The sequence below is a fragment of the Pseudomonas sp. R3-57 genome (genome assembly GCF_051132065.1).
Classification (GTDB): domain Bacteria; phylum Pseudomonadota; class Gammaproteobacteria; order Pseudomonadales; family Pseudomonadaceae; genus Aquipseudomonas.
In genome coordinates this window covers 4,544,267-4,558,767 of the sequence record NZ_CP071655.1, presented here as the reverse complement: position 1 = coordinate 4,558,767, position 14,501 = coordinate 4,544,267, and the positions used below count along the sequence as shown (strand labels likewise).

The 14,501-nt window shown below is 58.1% G+C and carries 16 protein-coding genes; 10 read left to right on the top strand and 6 right to left on the bottom strand.

Features of this window, described 5'->3' with window-relative positions; all coding sequences use genetic code 11:
* Positions 1-47: 47 nt before the first annotated feature.
* The 4 genes from J3P93_RS20480 to J3P93_RS20465 all read left to right on the top strand — a co-directional run bounded on the left by J3P93_RS20480 (position 48) and on the right by J3P93_RS20465 (position 3,076).
* Entirely contained in the window at positions 48-800 is a 753-nt protein-coding gene (locus J3P93_RS20480) for a 5-oxoprolinase subunit PxpA (RefSeq protein ID WP_434591269.1), read from the top strand.
* Positions 797-1,501 carry a 5-oxoprolinase subunit B family protein gene (locus J3P93_RS20475; protein WP_434591266.1) on the top strand — a complete coding sequence of 235 codons (705 nt, stop codon included), beginning with the start codon at positions 797-799 and terminating at the stop codon, positions 1,499-1,501. The genes J3P93_RS20480 and J3P93_RS20475 overlap by 4 nt, the downstream gene beginning before the upstream one ends.
* A complete protein-coding gene (locus J3P93_RS20470) occupies positions 1,498-2,415 on the top strand; it encodes a biotin-dependent carboxyltransferase family protein (protein ID WP_434591264.1) in 918 nt (305 codons plus the stop codon). Before J3P93_RS20475 ends, J3P93_RS20470 begins: the two co-directional genes overlap by 4 nt.
* A gap of 118 nt (positions 2,416-2,533) precedes the next feature.
* Positions 2,534-3,076 carry a hypothetical protein gene (locus tag J3P93_RS20465; protein WP_434591262.1) on the top strand — a complete coding sequence of 181 codons (543 nt, stop codon included), beginning with the start codon at positions 2,534-2,536 and terminating at the stop codon, positions 3,074-3,076.
* Positions 3,077-3,130: 54 nt separating this feature from the next.
* Here the strand turns inward: J3P93_RS20465 and J3P93_RS20460 are convergent, their stop codons facing one another.
* Together J3P93_RS20460 and J3P93_RS20455 are read right to left on the bottom strand one after the other, a co-directional pair.
* Positions 3,131-4,309, bottom strand: a complete 1,179-nt coding sequence (locus J3P93_RS20460; RefSeq protein ID WP_434591259.1) for a vWA domain-containing protein — start codon at positions 4,307-4,309, stop codon at positions 3,131-3,133.
* Positions 4,310-4,321: 12 nt separating this feature from the next.
* Positions 4,322-5,167 carry an AAA family ATPase gene (locus J3P93_RS20455; RefSeq protein WP_434591256.1) on the bottom strand — a complete coding sequence of 282 codons (846 nt, stop codon included), beginning with the start codon at positions 5,165-5,167 and terminating at the stop codon, positions 4,322-4,324.
* Between the two features lie 236 nt (positions 5,168-5,403).
* Between J3P93_RS20455 and J3P93_RS20450 the strand changes: the two genes are divergently transcribed.
* Together J3P93_RS20450 and J3P93_RS20445 are read left to right on the top strand one after the other, a co-directional pair.
* Positions 5,404-5,598 carry a DUF4160 domain-containing protein gene (locus J3P93_RS20450; protein ID WP_434598452.1) on the top strand — a complete coding sequence of 65 codons (195 nt, stop codon included), beginning with the start codon at positions 5,404-5,406 and terminating at the stop codon, positions 5,596-5,598.
* Positions 5,586-6,080 carry a helix-turn-helix domain-containing protein gene (locus J3P93_RS20445; RefSeq protein WP_434598450.1) on the top strand — a complete coding sequence of 165 codons (495 nt, stop codon included), beginning with the start codon at positions 5,586-5,588 and terminating at the stop codon, positions 6,078-6,080. Before J3P93_RS20450 ends, J3P93_RS20445 begins: the two co-directional genes overlap by 13 nt.
* Here J3P93_RS20445 and J3P93_RS20440 read toward each other — a convergent pair.
* Positions 6,077-7,153 carry a DUF748 domain-containing protein gene (locus J3P93_RS20440; protein WP_434591254.1) on the bottom strand — a complete coding sequence of 359 codons (1,077 nt, stop codon included), beginning with the start codon at positions 7,151-7,153 and terminating at the stop codon, positions 6,077-6,079. The genes J3P93_RS20445 and J3P93_RS20440 overlap by 4 nt on opposite strands.
* A 140-nt stretch (positions 7,154-7,293) precedes the next feature.
* On the opposite strand from J3P93_RS20440, the gene cysK reads away from it, so the two are divergent.
* Together cysK and J3P93_RS20430 are read left to right on the top strand one after the other, a co-directional pair.
* On the top strand, positions 7,294-8,268 hold the full coding sequence (gene cysK, locus J3P93_RS20435; RefSeq protein ID WP_434591251.1) for a cysteine synthase A: 975 nt from the start codon (positions 7,294-7,296) through the stop codon (positions 8,266-8,268).
* Positions 8,269-8,449: 181 nt separating this feature from the next.
* Positions 8,450-9,388: an aspartyl/asparaginyl beta-hydroxylase domain-containing protein gene (locus J3P93_RS20430; RefSeq protein WP_434591248.1), complete on the top strand. Its 939-nt coding sequence runs from the start codon at positions 8,450-8,452 to the stop codon at positions 9,386-9,388.
* 47 nt (positions 9,389-9,435) lie between these two features.
* Here the strand turns inward: J3P93_RS20430 and J3P93_RS20425 are convergent, their stop codons facing one another.
* Both J3P93_RS20425 and J3P93_RS20420 read right to left on the bottom strand, forming a co-directional pair.
* Positions 9,436-9,612, bottom strand: coding sequence for a hypothetical protein (locus tag J3P93_RS20425; RefSeq protein ID WP_434591245.1), 177 nt, complete (start codon positions 9,610-9,612; stop codon positions 9,436-9,438).
* Between the two features lie 49 nt (positions 9,613-9,661).
* A complete protein-coding gene (locus J3P93_RS20420) occupies positions 9,662-10,195 on the bottom strand; it encodes a hypothetical protein (RefSeq protein ID WP_434591242.1) in 534 nt (177 codons plus the stop codon).
* 441 nt (positions 10,196-10,636) lie between these two features.
* Here J3P93_RS20420 and J3P93_RS20415 point away from each other — a divergent pair, with 441 nt between their 5' ends.
* The gene (locus J3P93_RS20415; protein WP_434591239.1) at positions 10,637-11,497 is read left to right on the top strand and encodes a DMT family transporter; all 861 of its coding nucleotides are present in this window, start codon (positions 10,637-10,639) and stop codon (positions 11,495-11,497) included.
* A 125-nt stretch (positions 11,498-11,622) separates the two neighbouring features.
* On the opposite strand, the gene J3P93_RS20410 is transcribed toward J3P93_RS20415, so the two are convergent.
* Complete coding sequence (locus J3P93_RS20410; protein WP_434591236.1) at positions 11,623-12,531, bottom strand: DMT family transporter; 909 nt, start codon at positions 12,529-12,531, stop codon at positions 11,623-11,625.
* A gap of 206 nt (positions 12,532-12,737) precedes the next feature.
* On the opposite strand from J3P93_RS20410, the gene aceK reads away from it, so the two are divergent.
* Positions 12,738-14,459 carry a bifunctional isocitrate dehydrogenase kinase/phosphatase gene (gene aceK, locus J3P93_RS20405; RefSeq protein ID WP_434591233.1) on the top strand — a complete coding sequence of 574 codons (1,722 nt, stop codon included), beginning with the start codon at positions 12,738-12,740 and terminating at the stop codon, positions 14,457-14,459.
* The last annotated feature ends 42 nt before the right edge of the window (positions 14,460-14,501 follow it).

The window sequence follows — 14,501 nt, the reverse complement described above, 5'->3', positions numbered from 1 at the left end:
GCAAAGTCCTACAGATAAAAAGATCAGCACCTACAGGAGTGTTCACCGTGAACCGCCTGCTTTTGAATTGCGACATTGGCGAGAGCTTCGGTAGCTGGACCATGGGTCTGGACGCCGAGGTCATGCCTTTCATCGATTGCGCCAACGTGGCCTGCGGCTTTCACGCCGGCGATCCGGGCATCATGCGCAAAACGGTCAGCCTGGCCTTGAGCCATGGTGTGCAGATCGGTGCGCATCCGGCCTATCAGGATCTTGTGGGCTTCGGCCGGCGCTCCATGGCCTATTCCGCAGAAGAACTGCAGGACATCCTGCATTACCAGATCGGCGCTCTCGACGGCATTTGCCAGGCGCAGGGCGCGCGGGTCAGTTACGTCAAGCCCCACGGCGCGATGTACAACGACATGATGGCCAACCCGGCGCAGTTGCGCGCGGTGATTCAGGCGATAGCGGCCTACGATCGCAGCCTGCCGTTGATGCTGATGGCCACGCGTGACAACGCAGTGGCGCAGCGGATCGGCGATGAGTACGGCGTGACCCTGTGGTTCGAAGCTTTCGCCGACCGTGCCTACGACAGCGCCGGCCGGCTGGTCTCGCGACAACTGCCGGGCGCGGTGCATCACGATGGCGAAACAATCGTCGCGCAAGCGCTCACCATTGCTCGCGGCGGCGACCTCACCGCCAGCGACGGCAGCGCCTTGCGCCTGCACGCCGATACCCTCTGCGTACACGGTGACAACGCCAGTTCGGTGGCCGCCGTGCAGCGCATCCGTGAAGCCTTGAATCAGCTGAGTGCGCCATGAATCCCAGGGTAGAAGTGGTAGCACTGGATTGTCTGATGCTGCGTCTGTTTGATGAGATCGCCGAAACCAACATGCCGTGGATGCTCGCCGCCAGCGAGCGTTTGCGCACAGTCTTCGCCGGGCATCTGATCGATCTGGTGCCGTCGTATACCACGCTGATGGTGCATTACGACCTGAGTGCATTGAGCCCGACGCAAGCGCGCGAGTTAATCGCCGAAGCGCTGATTGACCTGTCGCCGAATGCGCGCGCCGCTGGCCAATCCCATGTCTTGCCGGTCTGGTATGACTTGAGCGTCGGCCCGGAATTGCGCCTGCTCGGCGAGCGCAGCGGGCTGGCGGTGGAGGAGGTGATCCGCCGCCACAGTGCACGGGAGTATCAGGTGTTCGCCCTCGGGTTTGCGCCGGGGTTTGCCTTCATGGGCCTGGTTGAAGAAGTGCTCGCCGCGCCGCGTTTGAATACCCCGCGCAAGAAAGTCGCGGCCGGCAGCGTCGGTATTGCCGAGCGCCAGACCGCCGCTTATCCCGTCGTGTCTCCGGGGGGCTGGAACCTGATCGGGCGCACCCCGGCAAAACTGTTCGACCGTGAACGCGATGGCTACAGCCTGATGCAGCCCGGCGACACGGTGCGCTTCGAAGCGGTCAGCCATGCCGAATTCATCAACCTGGGCGGTGACGACACACCGTTGGAGGCGCTGGCATGAGCCGACTGACGATTACCGCGAGCACGCCGCTGTGTCTGTTGCAGGACTCTGGGCGCTTCGGCGTGCGCCATTTGGGCGTGACACAGGGCGGCGCGGCGGATTGGTGCTCGATGAGCTGGGCCAATTGGTTGCTCGGCAATGCGCTGGATGCCACGGTGATCGAAATCACCCTCGGCGGCTTTGCGCTAGTGGCTGAAGAAACGTGCTGCCTGGCATTGGCAGGCGCGGATCTTGGCGCGCAGATCGACGGCCAGCCACTGGCGCCGTGGCGCAGTTTCAACCTGGATAAAGGGCAGACGTTGCAGCTCACGCAACCTTTGCTCGGTGCCCGGGCGTATCTGGCAGCGCCCGGCGGGTTTGTGGCGCCGAAGGTGCTCGGCAGCACTGCGACCGTTTTGCGCGAAGAGCTCGGCGGTCTCGATGGCATGGGGTTGCCGCTGGCCAAGGGGGCGACGCTGGACTATCACGGGCCATCGCGGCCAATGCTTGAAGTGCCCCGGCAGCATCAACCTGATCTGCGATCACATAAACCGCTGGATCTGGTGCTCGGCGCACAGATCGGCGAGTTCAGCGGGCAGAGTCTGTTCGATGTGTTCAACACGGTCTGGACCCTCGACAGTCGCGCTGACCGCATGGGTATTCGCTTGTTGGGCACAGTCTTGCAATACCAGGGACAACCGATGATTTCCGAAGGCATTCCGCTGGGGGCGGTGCAGGTGCCGCCGGACGGGCAGCCGATCGTGCTGCTCAATGATCGCCAGACCATTGGTGGTTATCCACGGTTGGGAGCGTTGACGCCGCTGGCGCTGGCGCGGCTGGCGCAATGTCTGCCGGGCGACAGAGTTCGATTTACGCCGGTCATGCAGGAGCGTGCCTGGCAAGTTCATAGCAACTATCTGAAGTCCTACTTATGACTGTCCGAACTTCGGACTGAAAACCGGGACGATTCGTTGAGGCTGAGTACATTGCCCTACATTGCTTTTCGGCGATGTGTGAAATCATGGAACTTCATCTCTCACAAGGAAGTTTCAGATGCGTTATATGAAAGTCAGTGCTCACGTCAGCGTTGAGGGCACCGCCAGTGTTGAAACTCGCATTGTTGAATTCTACGAGGCCGACGATAACGATGCCGTTTACAAAGGCGAACTGGATCGTTTCGGCAATCTGCAGAAGTTGAGTATCGACAAGGTCGGCTTCGAAGAAACGGCGAGCTTGTTCGAGCAGTTCATATCCAGGGCCAGTATGGGTATGAAGCGTATGTTTGACCGGCATCACCGAGGAAATCAGCACGGCAGATCCATGCTGTTAAATGCCGAGGGGCACAACGAAGCCGGCGTTGCTACAGGTGTTTTATTTCGTTTTTTTGCGGCAGACGGTGAGCTGAAACATGAAACGCTGCTCAGCCCTGAAACCGATCTGGAAAGAAAAAAACGGCGAACGCTGCTGGCCCAGAACACAGCGAAAATGAAGCTGTTGGCAAGAAGGCCAGGTGTGCAGCCTCCGGTCATTTGCGAAACGGACGACCGTGAATTCATGGACAGGCTTTGCACGTCCTATATCAAATTAGGCTGGTAAGGATTCTCGGGTCTCTGGATTGTCCCCCCTGTGAAGCGAGGGGGACGAACCGGTTTATTTAGACAAAAACCGCATGCCTTCCTCAAGCCCGCGCAAGGTCAGCGGATACATCTGATCCTCGATCAGATCACGGACGATATTGGTCGATGAGGTATAGCCCCAGGTATCTTTCGGATACGGGTTGATCCAGATGAGTTTCTTGTACTTCTCCATGAACCGCTGCATCCACACATAGCCCGGTTCTTCGTTCCAGTGCTCGACACTGCCACCGGCCTGGGTGATTTCATAAGGCGCCATGGCGGCGTCGCCGATGAAGATCACTTTGTAGTCGGCGCCGTACTTGTGCAGCAGATCCTGCGTCGAGGTGCGCTCGGAAGTGCGGCGCATGTTGTTCTTCCACACCGATTCATAAATGAAGTTGTGGAAGTAGAAATACTCCAGATGCTTGAACTCGGTCTTGCAGGCCGAGAACAGTTCCTCGCAAATCTTTACATGGGCGTCCATCGAACCGCCGATGTCGAACAGCAGCAACAGCTTGACGGTGTTGCGTCGCTCCGGGCGCATCTGGATATTCAGCAGGCCGGCATCCTTGGCGGTGTGGTCGATGGTGCCGTCGATATCCAGCTCCTCCGCTGCACCCTGGCGGGCGAACTTGCGCAGACGACGCAAGGCGACCTTGATATTGCGCGTGCCCAATTCCACTGAATCATCGAGGTTCTTGTATTCGCGCTGATCCCAGACTTTCACCGCTTTGCCCTGGCGCTTGCCGGCATCGCCGACACGGATGCCTTCCGGGTTGAAACCGCCGGAGCCGAACGGGCTGGTGCCACCGGTACCGATCCATTTATTGCCGCCGGCGTGGCGTTCCTTCTGTTCTTCCAGACGCTTCTTGAATTCCTCGATCAGTTTGTCGAGGCCGCCAAGGGACTGGATCTGCGCACGTTCTTCGTCAGTCAGTGAACGCTCGAATTCCTTGCGCAGCCAGTCTTCGGGGATCAGTGCCTGCAAGTGATCGTCGAGCTTCTCCAGGCCATTGAAGTAGGCGCCGAAGGCACGGTCGAACTTGTCGAAATGACGTTCGTCCTTGACCAGGATCGCGCGCGACAAGTAATAGAACTCGTCCATGTCGGCGAAGGTCACGCGCTGTTTCAGCGCGTTGATCAGGTCGAGCATTTCACGCACCGACACCGGCACTTTCGCTGCGCGCATTTCATTGAACAGGTTGAGCAACATGGCAGCAGCCTCTTAGCGGGTGCCGCGCCGGCTCATGAACGCCAGACGCTCAAGCAATTGCACGTCCTGTTCGTTCTTCACAAGTGCGCCTGCCAGCGGCGGAATGGCTTTGGTCGGATCGCGCTCGCGCAGCACCGCTTCGCCAATGTTGTCGGCCATCAGCAGTTTCAGCCAGTCGACCAGTTCCGAGGTGGAAGGTTTTTTCTTCAGGCCCGGCACTTTGCGCACATCGAAAAATACGTCCAGCGCTTCGCTGATCAGGTCTTTCTTGATGTCCGGGTAGTGAACGTCGACGATCTTTTGCAGGGTGCTGCGATCAGGGAAGGCGATGTAGTGGAAGAAGCAGCGGCGCAGGAACGCGTCCGGCAGCTCTTTCTCGTTATTGGAAGTAATGATGATGATCGGGCGTTTCTTCGCCTTGATGGTTTCGTCGATCTCGTAAACGTAGAACTCCATCTTGTCGAGTTCTTGCAGCAGGTCATTCGGGAACTCGATGTCGGCCTTGTCGATTTCGTCGATCAGCAGAATTACCCGCTCTTCGGACTCGAACGCTTCCCAGAGCTTGCCCTTCTTCAGGTAATTGCGCACATCGTGGACTTTCTCGTTGCCCAGTTGCGAATCACGCAGGCGGCTGACCGCATCGTATTCATACAGACCCTGATGGGCCTTGGTGGTGGACTTGATGTGCCAGGTGATCAACTTCGCGCCAAACGACTCGGCCAGTTGCTCGGCGAGCATGGTCTTGCCGGTGCCCGGCTCGCCCTTGACCAGCAGCGGCCGCTCCAGGGTGATGGCGGCGTTGACCGCCAGCTTCAGGTCATCGGTGGCGACGTAGGCCTGGGTGCCTTCGAACTTCATCTGCTAATCCTCGAACGGTAACGCCGACCTGACGGGCAGGGCGGGGGCGAAATAATCGGATGCCCGACTATAACGCGCAGCCCGGTCGACTGTGAACGCAGACGGCTTATTCAGTCTCTGAATGGGGCGTCACATGTTGACTCAGTCTCGGCTGATGGCCAGTATTCAGGTATCGCCGATTTGGCGATAGCCTTGCGGCATGTCTACTAAAATATCGATTTCGCGATAAATACCGAATTCAGCTGCGGGAAAAGGATCACCCACCGCCTCACGTTCACCTTACCGGTGGCGGCGTTGATGTGATGCTGAGCCTTGAGACCATTGAAGTGATGATGGGCAAGGCACCGCCGCTGATTGTCAAGGAGGCCCTCGCATGGGTGGCCGCGCATCAGGCGCAATTACTGGAGGATTGGCAACGATGTTACCCATGAAGCGGCCTCGTCTGGCCGCTTTAAAAGTGCTGCCGGATCTGCGCCTTGCGCTGACGTTCATTGATGGCCAGCAGATGACGCTCGATCTGGGACGAGACATTCGTGGATTTCCGGGACTACGACCGTTGCTCGATAGCGACGTGTTCGCCACTGCAACGCTCGATGAGGACGGCTGGATGGTTGAATGGCCTGAACCGGATATACAGATCGGCGCAGACACCCTTTATATGGACGCGCTGGCACAGAATGCATTGGATGAAAACACCCGGATCTTCATTGACTGGCGCGCCCGAACGGGACTATCACTTCAGCAGGCCGCCGAAGCATTGGGCGTCAGTGCTCGCAGCATCAGCCGTTACAGTAATGGTCGCGAGGTCGTGCCTCGTTCGCTCGCGCTGGCTTGTCTGGGCTGGGATTCGCTGCAGCCGTCGACCATCGCAGCAGAAGATAGCGGCCGTTATATCCTCAACCGTAAACCCTAACCCTCGTCTGGCTTCGGCCGCTCATAACGGGCGTTGAATGCCTGGATGAAGCCGTTGCGCAAGATCTGCAAAAACGCTTCGAACGCGTTGATATCTTGCTGGTGGACATTGCCGCTGACTTCAACACGGGTGGCAAACTGGTTTTTGTTCTGGTTTTTCAGCACGGTTTCGGTGCCGCCGACCAGCGCTTCCCAGATCGAGCGGAAAATGCCCTTGTTCTTGTTTTCTACATCCTGCTGCCAGTTGAACACGTCAACGTCGCGCAGCAGCGGTTTGATGTAGCCGGTGAGCCTTGCATTGTCTGCCTTGGCTTCGATGACCACATCGCCATGGCCGGCATTGAAGTCGAACTTGCCATAGGCCGAGGCGAAATCGTTCATGCGTTTGAGTTCGATATCGCGCGCGCGCAGGCGGAATTCGAAATCTTCGAAGTCGCTCAGCGGATCGAAAGTGGCGGTCACTTCGACGGGGGCATGCCCCAACAGCAGGGCCTTGCCTTCGAAAAGGGCATCGCGTTTGCCTTCCTTGTCGACCACGTTGGTCAGGTTGTAGATGCTCGCATTGACCTTGCTCGCATTCATGTTCACTGGCGGCTTGGAGTTGAAGTTGCGGAAGGTGATGCGGCCATCGTTGATCTGCACTTCGTCGAGGGTGATTGGCAGCAGTTTGCCCAGTTGCTCACGCCAGTCGGTGCCTTGACCGGTCTGGGAGTTCTGTTTATTGGCGCCGCCATCGACGAAGTTGATTTCGGGATTGAGGAATTGCACCTGCGCGACCACCGCATGGTCGTACCACAGCGAGTGCCAGCTCACCGACAGATCGATCAACGGCGCGTCGACGAACGGCACCGGCACCTTGCCGTCGACCTTGACGATTTTCAGACCATTGATTTTGTACGCGCCGCGCCACAAGGCAAGGTCAACATCGGTGATCTGACCGCGGTAATCGCCCATGTCGGCGAGTTTGTCATTGAGGTAGTCGCGCACCAGATAGGGCAGGGCGATGTGCAAGGCCAGCAGCAGCACGACGACACCTGCGAGGGTCCAGAGCGGCCAGCTGTAACGACGCTTCATGACGAGGCTTCCTGAATAAGGTCCTTGAGGATCTTTGCGATTGACTGCGCGCGTTCGCAGACGTTCGACCCGACTGGACTGTGATGGGCAACAGGCTTACCGTGGAAAGCTGAATTCAACGCTGCACAAGGACCCAGCCAATGAGCCGTATTTTTGCTGACAACGCCCATTCCATCGGTAACACACCGCTGGTGCAGATCAACCGCATTGCGCCGCGCGGCGTGACCATTCTGGCCAAGATCGAGGGGCGCAACCCGGGTTATTCGGTGAAATGCCGGATTGGCGCCAACATGATCTGGGACGCTGAAAGCAGCGGCAAGCTCAAGCCGGGCATGACCATCGTCGAACCGACATCGGGCAATACTGGTATTGGCCTGGCCTTCGTTGCGGCGGCCCGTGGCTACAAGCTGATGCTGACCATGCCCGCCTCAATGAGCATCGAGCGGCGCAAGGTGCTCAAGGCGCTGGGCGCCGAGCTGGTGCTGACCGAACCGGCCAAAGGCATGAAAGGCGCTATCGAAAAAGCGGCCGAGATCGTCGCCAGCGATGTCGACCAATACTTCATGCCGGCGCAATTCGATAACCCGGCGAACCCGGCAATCCATGAGAAGACCACCGGCCCGGAAATCTGGAACGACACCGACGGTGCGGTCGACGTGCTGGTCGCGGGCGTCGGTACCGGTGGAACCATCACCGGCGTTTCGCGGTATATCAAGAACACTGCTGGCAAACCGATTATCTCGGTGGCCGTGGAACCGACGTCATCGCCGGTCATCACTCAGGCCCTTGCCGGTCAGGAGATCAAACCGAGCCCGCACAAGATTCAGGGGATCGGCGCTGGTTTCGTGCCAAAGAACCTTGATCTGTCGATGGTCGACCGGGTGGAACAGGTGACCGACGAAGAGTCCAAGGCCATGGCGCTGCGCTTGATGCAGGAAGAGGGGATTCTGTGCGGAATTTCCTGCGGTGCGGCGATGGCGGTTGCCGTGCGTCTGGCTGAAACGCCGGAAATGCAAGGCAAGACCATTGTCGTGGTGCTGCCGGACTCTGGTGAGCGTTATCTGTCGAGCATGCTGTTCAGCGACTTGTTCACCGACCAGGAGAACCAGCAGTAGGCAGATTGATGCAGGTCAGCCAGGGTTCAGGAGCCCTGTGCTAATAAATGCTTTGTTGCGAACCGCTTGACACTGAATCTTGTCAGGCGGGTTTTTCCCGGCGCCGGTAGTGTTTATCATGGCCGGCTGCCATGCCGGGTAAAAGGCATGCGCAGCGTTGTCTTTATTCAAGGAGTTGTTGATGACCGTTTCGTTTGCCGCCAAGGCGTTTGTGCTGTTGCTGTTTTTGGGCAGCACGCTTTATGTGCATTTGCGCGGCAAGGCGCGTTTGCCGGTATTGCGTCAGTTCGTCAATCACTCGGCGTTGTTCGCCCCGTATAACGCTTTGATGTACCTGTTTTCCGGGGTGCCGTCGAAACCGTATCTGGATCGCAGCAAGTTTCCGGAACTGGATGTGCTGCGCGATAACTGGGAAACCATTCGCGACGAAGCGATGCACCTGTTCGACGAAGGCTATATCCGCGCCGCAGAGCAGAACAACGACGCCGGTTTCGGTTCGTTCTTCAAGAAGGGCTGGAAGCGTTTCTACCTCAAGTGGTACGACAAACCGCTGCCATCGGCGCAAACCCTGTGCCCGAAAACCGTGGCGCTGGTCAGTGCCATTCCCAACGTCAAAGGTGCGATGTTTGCGCTGCTGCCGGGCGGCAGTCACCTCAATCCGCATCGCGACCCGTTCGCCGGTTCACTGCGTTACCACTTGGGCCTGTCGACGCCGAACTCGGACGATTGCCGGATCTTCGTTGATGGTCAGGTCTATGCCTGGCGTGACGGTGAAGACGTGATGTTCGACGAGACCTATGTGCACTGGGTCAAGAACGAAACCGAGCAGACTCGCGTGATCCTGTTCTGCGATATCGAACGGCCATTGAGCAACCGCTTGATGACCCGCATCAACCGCTTCATCAGCGGCTGGCTCGGTCGGGCCACTGCTCCGCAGAACCTTGACGACGAACGCGTCGGCGGGATCAATCAGGCTTACGCGTGGAGCAAAAATTTCAGCGACAAATTCAGCGGCGTGGTCAAACAGTGGAAGCGCCGTCATCCCAAGGCCTACCGCGTGATGCGCCCGGTGCTGGCGGTGATTGTGCTGACGTTGTTGGGGTATTGGCTGTTTGGCTGAGGTTGAACCTTGCAATAAAAAACCGCTCCTTGAGGAGCGGTTTTTTATTAGCTGAAGGAAAAGGACGCACCGGCCAACACGCCGCTTGGCTCTTCAATGGCTGGGCTGGCGAGTGCATTTCTGATTCGATTCATCTCACTTTCAGGCAATTCGTTGGAAAGCCGCTTTTTTTCCGTCTTTCTGGATTTGGAACCTGATGTTTTCTTTTCAACGACTGCTTTCATGGATCCCCCGACGTTGATCAGTAAATAAGCAGTTGCTCAAATACTAGGCTCAGTCAATATGCTTCACAAGCCGTCCCTCAGAATCGAACTCGAACCCTAGTTGTCGGTATAGCGGTATAGCTCCCGCAAGAGGCTCCTGGATTTCGATTTGCTGGCTGCCGATGATCAGTGCGAAGTGAGTGACGGCAGTCAGGGCAAAAGTCGCTATGCGGCTCTTGAGGGGGTGATCGTTTGCCGGCTGCCCTTCAAGCCGCACAATCTTGACGCGCAGGCGGCTTTGGTTTGGATTGGCAAAGCAAAGCCCGCAAAGTTCATGATTGAACCAGATTGCCAGATCGAAGCTCATAGGTTCCTTGGCTTTCCATCGGATAATTTCCTCCCAGCAGAAATGCGGATCAAGCCATTCCTCATAAGCATTCATGGCGGACGCATCAATCGCTTCGAAGCGAACTCTGGAATGATTGATGTCAACAATTCCGCGCCCCTCCAATTCGCTCTGCAGCTTCGAAAATGTAGCTGCAGCTCGTTTCCTGGCCTCTGACCGATACAACTGATACCGCAAATACGTCCGTTCCCTTGGCATGTGATCTCTTGCATTCCTGTCTCCTGACAATCCGTTGCCACTGCCAATTACCCTAATCACCCATCACTGCATTGTCGCTGGCGGCCCTTTGCCCAAGTCATTGCAATCTGTGTCCCGGGCTGGTTATAGTCGGCGCTCGTGAATCAGGCGGTTCACGTTCCTCCCAAAGAGATCTGCTCAATGCCTGCATCCCACATCTACGCGGTAGTCGATTCAGCGGTCAACGCTGGCGTCGTGCCGTGCGGGAATCAGCAGCCTGTGCAGATCAGTCATTACCCCCCACCTGTCAGTAGCACGCCGGTGCGCGCAGTCGTAGCACCGCCGGGCGTTGGCGTTTCGGGCTGATCGGCAATTTTTTGCTGACCCCTGCGCCCGCCAGAACAACCTACTGAATTTCAGCTTCGGCTGAGTTGGCTTTGTGCCTGACTACAGGTGGTATTCATGTTTGTCCTTTCGAAACAATCCGCGCTCGCGGCGGCGTCCACGAGCCTGTTCGTCCTGCTGTGGAGCAGCGGGGCGATCTTCTCCAAGTGGGGATTGGCCCACGCTTCACCGTTCGCCTTTTTGCTGATCCGCTTTGCGATTGCCTTGTGCGGGCTGGTGCTGCTGGTGCCGCTGCTCAAACTGAAGTTGCCCAAGGGCGGCAAGCCGATGTTGTTCGCGCTCGCTACGGGTGTGGTGTTGTTGGGGGCCTATCAGATTTTTTATCTGCTGGCCTTGAACAGCAAAGTAACGCCGGGGGTGATGGCGACCATCATGGGCGTGCAACCGATTCTCACGGTGGTGCTGATGGAGCGGCAGCGCTCGGCCAGCCGGATCTTCGGGCTGATGCTTGGGTTGGCCGGGTTGATCATGGTGGTTTACCAAGGCATCGGTCTGGCCGGGATGTCCTGGGCCGGCATGCTGTTAGGGCTGCTGGCGCTGGCGAGCATGACGCTGGGCTCGATCATGCAGAAACGCATCACTGACAATCCGCTCGGCACACTGCCGGTGCAATATCTGGCCGGGCTGTTGTTGTGCGGGATATTCGTGCCGTTTCAGCCATTCCATTTCGAACACTCGGCAGGGTTTATCGTGCCGGTGTTGTGGATGGGACTGGTGGTTTCGGTGCTGGCGACGCTGTTGCTGTATCGCTTGATCGCACGGGGCAATCTGGTCAACGTCACCAGCCTGTTTTATCTGGTACCGGCGGTGACTGCGGTGATGGATTACCTGATTTTCGGCAATCGCCTGGCGGCGTTGAGCGTGCTGGGGATGTTGTTGATTATTGTTGGTCTGGGGTTTGTGTTTCGTAAGTCTTAATGACCTTCAGTTGCGATGGTGGCTGTTCGGCCGCCATCGCGAGCAGGCTCACTCCTACAGGGGGAACGCATTTCAACTTGTAGGCGTGAGCCTGCTCGCGATAGCGATCTTCGCCAGCAAAGCAATCAACGATCAGCCACTACTGGCGGCTTCACCACCGCAGGTTTCAACACCAGCCACAACGCCAGCGCAATCAGAACCCCGCCATACACATGCGCCATCGACAACGGCTCATCCAGCAACAACGCCCCCCACAACACCCCGAACGGCGGGATCATGAAGGTCACGGTCATCGACTTGACCGGGCCGATCGAGCTGAGCAGGCGGAAATAAATGATGTAGGCAAACGCCGTGCAACCCAGGCCCAGGCCGAGCAGCGACAGCCAGACGTGCCAGCCGCCCCAGCTCACTGGCGGCGCAGTGATGACGCTGTAGCCAAACAGTGGCAGCAGAAACAGGGTTGCCCCGAGCATGCTGCCCAGCGCCGAGAGGCGACTGTCCAAGCCGCCGGCCTGATCCAGCCAGCGCCGTGCGAGGAACCCGGCAAAGCCATAGCAAGTGGTCGCGAGCAAACAGGCGACAGCGCCCATCAGCAATTGCAGGTCAAAAGCCACCGGACCGGCGCGGGTCAGAACGCCGACGCCGAACAAGCCGAGAAACACTCCGCCCAGTTTCGCTGCGGTGAGCTTTTCACTGAAGAACAAACCGCCGATCAGCACGCCCATCAATGGCGTGGTGGCATTGAAAATCGCGGAATAACCGGCCGGCAATACTTGCGCCGCCACCGAGTACAGCGTCGCTGGAATGCCTGAGTTGATTACCCCGAGCAGCATCACGGTTTTCAGTTTGCCTTTGAAATCCCAGCTGACGCGCATCAGCCCGAGGATCACCAAGAGGCCGGCAGCCGCGATCGACACCCTGAAGAAACCGGTCGGAATGGTGCCGATCACCGGCGCAATGATGCGCATGAACAGAAAACTCGCGCCCCAGATAGCGGCCAGCGACAACATGCGGAAAATATCGACAGGGCTCACGGCGGGTCTCCTTCCTTGATCGGGACGAGAGTGTTGCCGAGTGCCTTGGCCATGGCAACCGCTAATCGGGCATTTAATTTCGCATCACCCCGCACCAGTGGGCTTGTTGGGCAGCCCGGTATCGGTTTTGGCTGAAATTGCACTTTTCCTGCGAGCCTTTCCGTGACTAAGCTCAAGCGAACCGAATTCGCGCCGAGGTTTCACCCATGCCGCAGCAATGGCCAGCCACCGATATCGCCCGCATGATCCTCGCTGGCTTCGACGATTACCGCGAGCATTTCCGGCGCATCACCGACGGTGCCCGCGAGCGTTTCGAGCAGGCTCGCTGGCAAGAGGCCCAGACTGCCTCGGCCGCGCGGATCAGCCTCTACGAGGAAAAGGTCGGCGAAACCGTTGCGCGCCTGCGCGAGCATTTCGATGAAGAGACGCTGATGAATGTCAGTTGCTGGCCGCTGGTCAAAAGCGCCTACATCAGTGTGATCGACCTGCGCTTCGACGATGAGCTGTCCGAAACCTGGTACAACTCGATTTTCTGCGGACTGTTCAGCCATGACCTGATCAGCGATGGCTGCATGTTCATCCATACCACCCGGCCGACCTTGCGTCGCGCCCGCGCCGCGCAGACCCGCACCTACAAGCCCCAGGGCCAACTGTCGGGCATGCTCGCCAGTATCTTCGCCGACTTCCGCTTCAGCGAGGATTACGCCGATCTGCCCGGCGACCTCAGTCGGCTCGAAGCGCAACTACGGGAAAACCTGCCGGACTGGGTGTGCAAGGACCCGGAACTGGCGGTCGAGCTGTTTTCCTCGGTGTTGTACCGCAACAAGGGCGCCTATCTGGTCGGGCGCATTTACACCCGCGACGAGCAATGGCCGCTGGTGATTCCGTTGCTGCACCGCGAAGGACGGGGGATTCAGATTGATGCGTTGATCACCGACGAAGCCGACGTGTCGATCATCTTCTCGTTTACCCGCTCGTATTTCATGGTCGACGTGCCGGTGCCGGCGGAGTTCATTGGTTTTCTGCGGCGCATTCTGCCGGGCAAACACATTGCCGAGCTGTACACCTCGATCGGTTTCTATAAACACGGCAAGTCCGAGTTTTATCGCGCACTGATCAATCACCTGGCCAACACCGACGATCAGTTCATCATGGCGCCAGGTGTGCGCGGCATGGTCATGAGCGTGTTTACCCTGCCGGGTTTCAACACCGTGTTCAAAATCATCAAGGACCGTTTCTCACCGTCGAAAAACGTCGACCGCGCGACGGTGATCGAAAAGTATCGACTGGTGAAAAGTGTCGACCGGGTAGGGCGCATGGCCGATACCCAGGAATTCGCCGACTTCCGTTTTCCGCTGAGCAAGTTCGAGCCGGCATGCCTGCAGGAACTGCTCGAAGTCGCGCCCTCGACGGTTTCCGTGGAAGGCGACACGGTGCTGATCCGCCACTGCTGGACCGAGCGGCGCATGACCCCGCTCAACCTGTACCTGGAAAATGCCAACGAGGCTCAGGTGCGCGAGGCGCTGGAAGATTATGGGCTGGCGATCAAGCAACTGGCGGCGGCGAATATTTTTCCCGGCGACATGCTGCTGAAAAACTTCGGTGTCACCCGGCACGGGCGGGTGGTGTTTTATGACTACGACGAAATCTGTTTTCTGACCGAAGCCAACTTCCGCCACATCCCCGCGCCGCGCACGCCGGAAGATGAAATGGCATCCGAACCGTGGTATTCGATCGGGCCGCTGGACGTGTTTCCTGAGGAGTTTCCACCGTTTCTGTTCGCCGATGCCGGGCAGCGCAAGCTGTTCGATCAGTTGCATGGCGAGTTGTACGACGCCGATTACTGGAAAAGCCTGCAAGAGGCGATTCGCGCCGGGAAAGTCATCGACGTCTTCCCGTATCGGCGCAAGGGCCTCAATAACGAATGACGGCATCTACAAGCTTCAAGCTTCAAGCTAAAGGCCGCTACG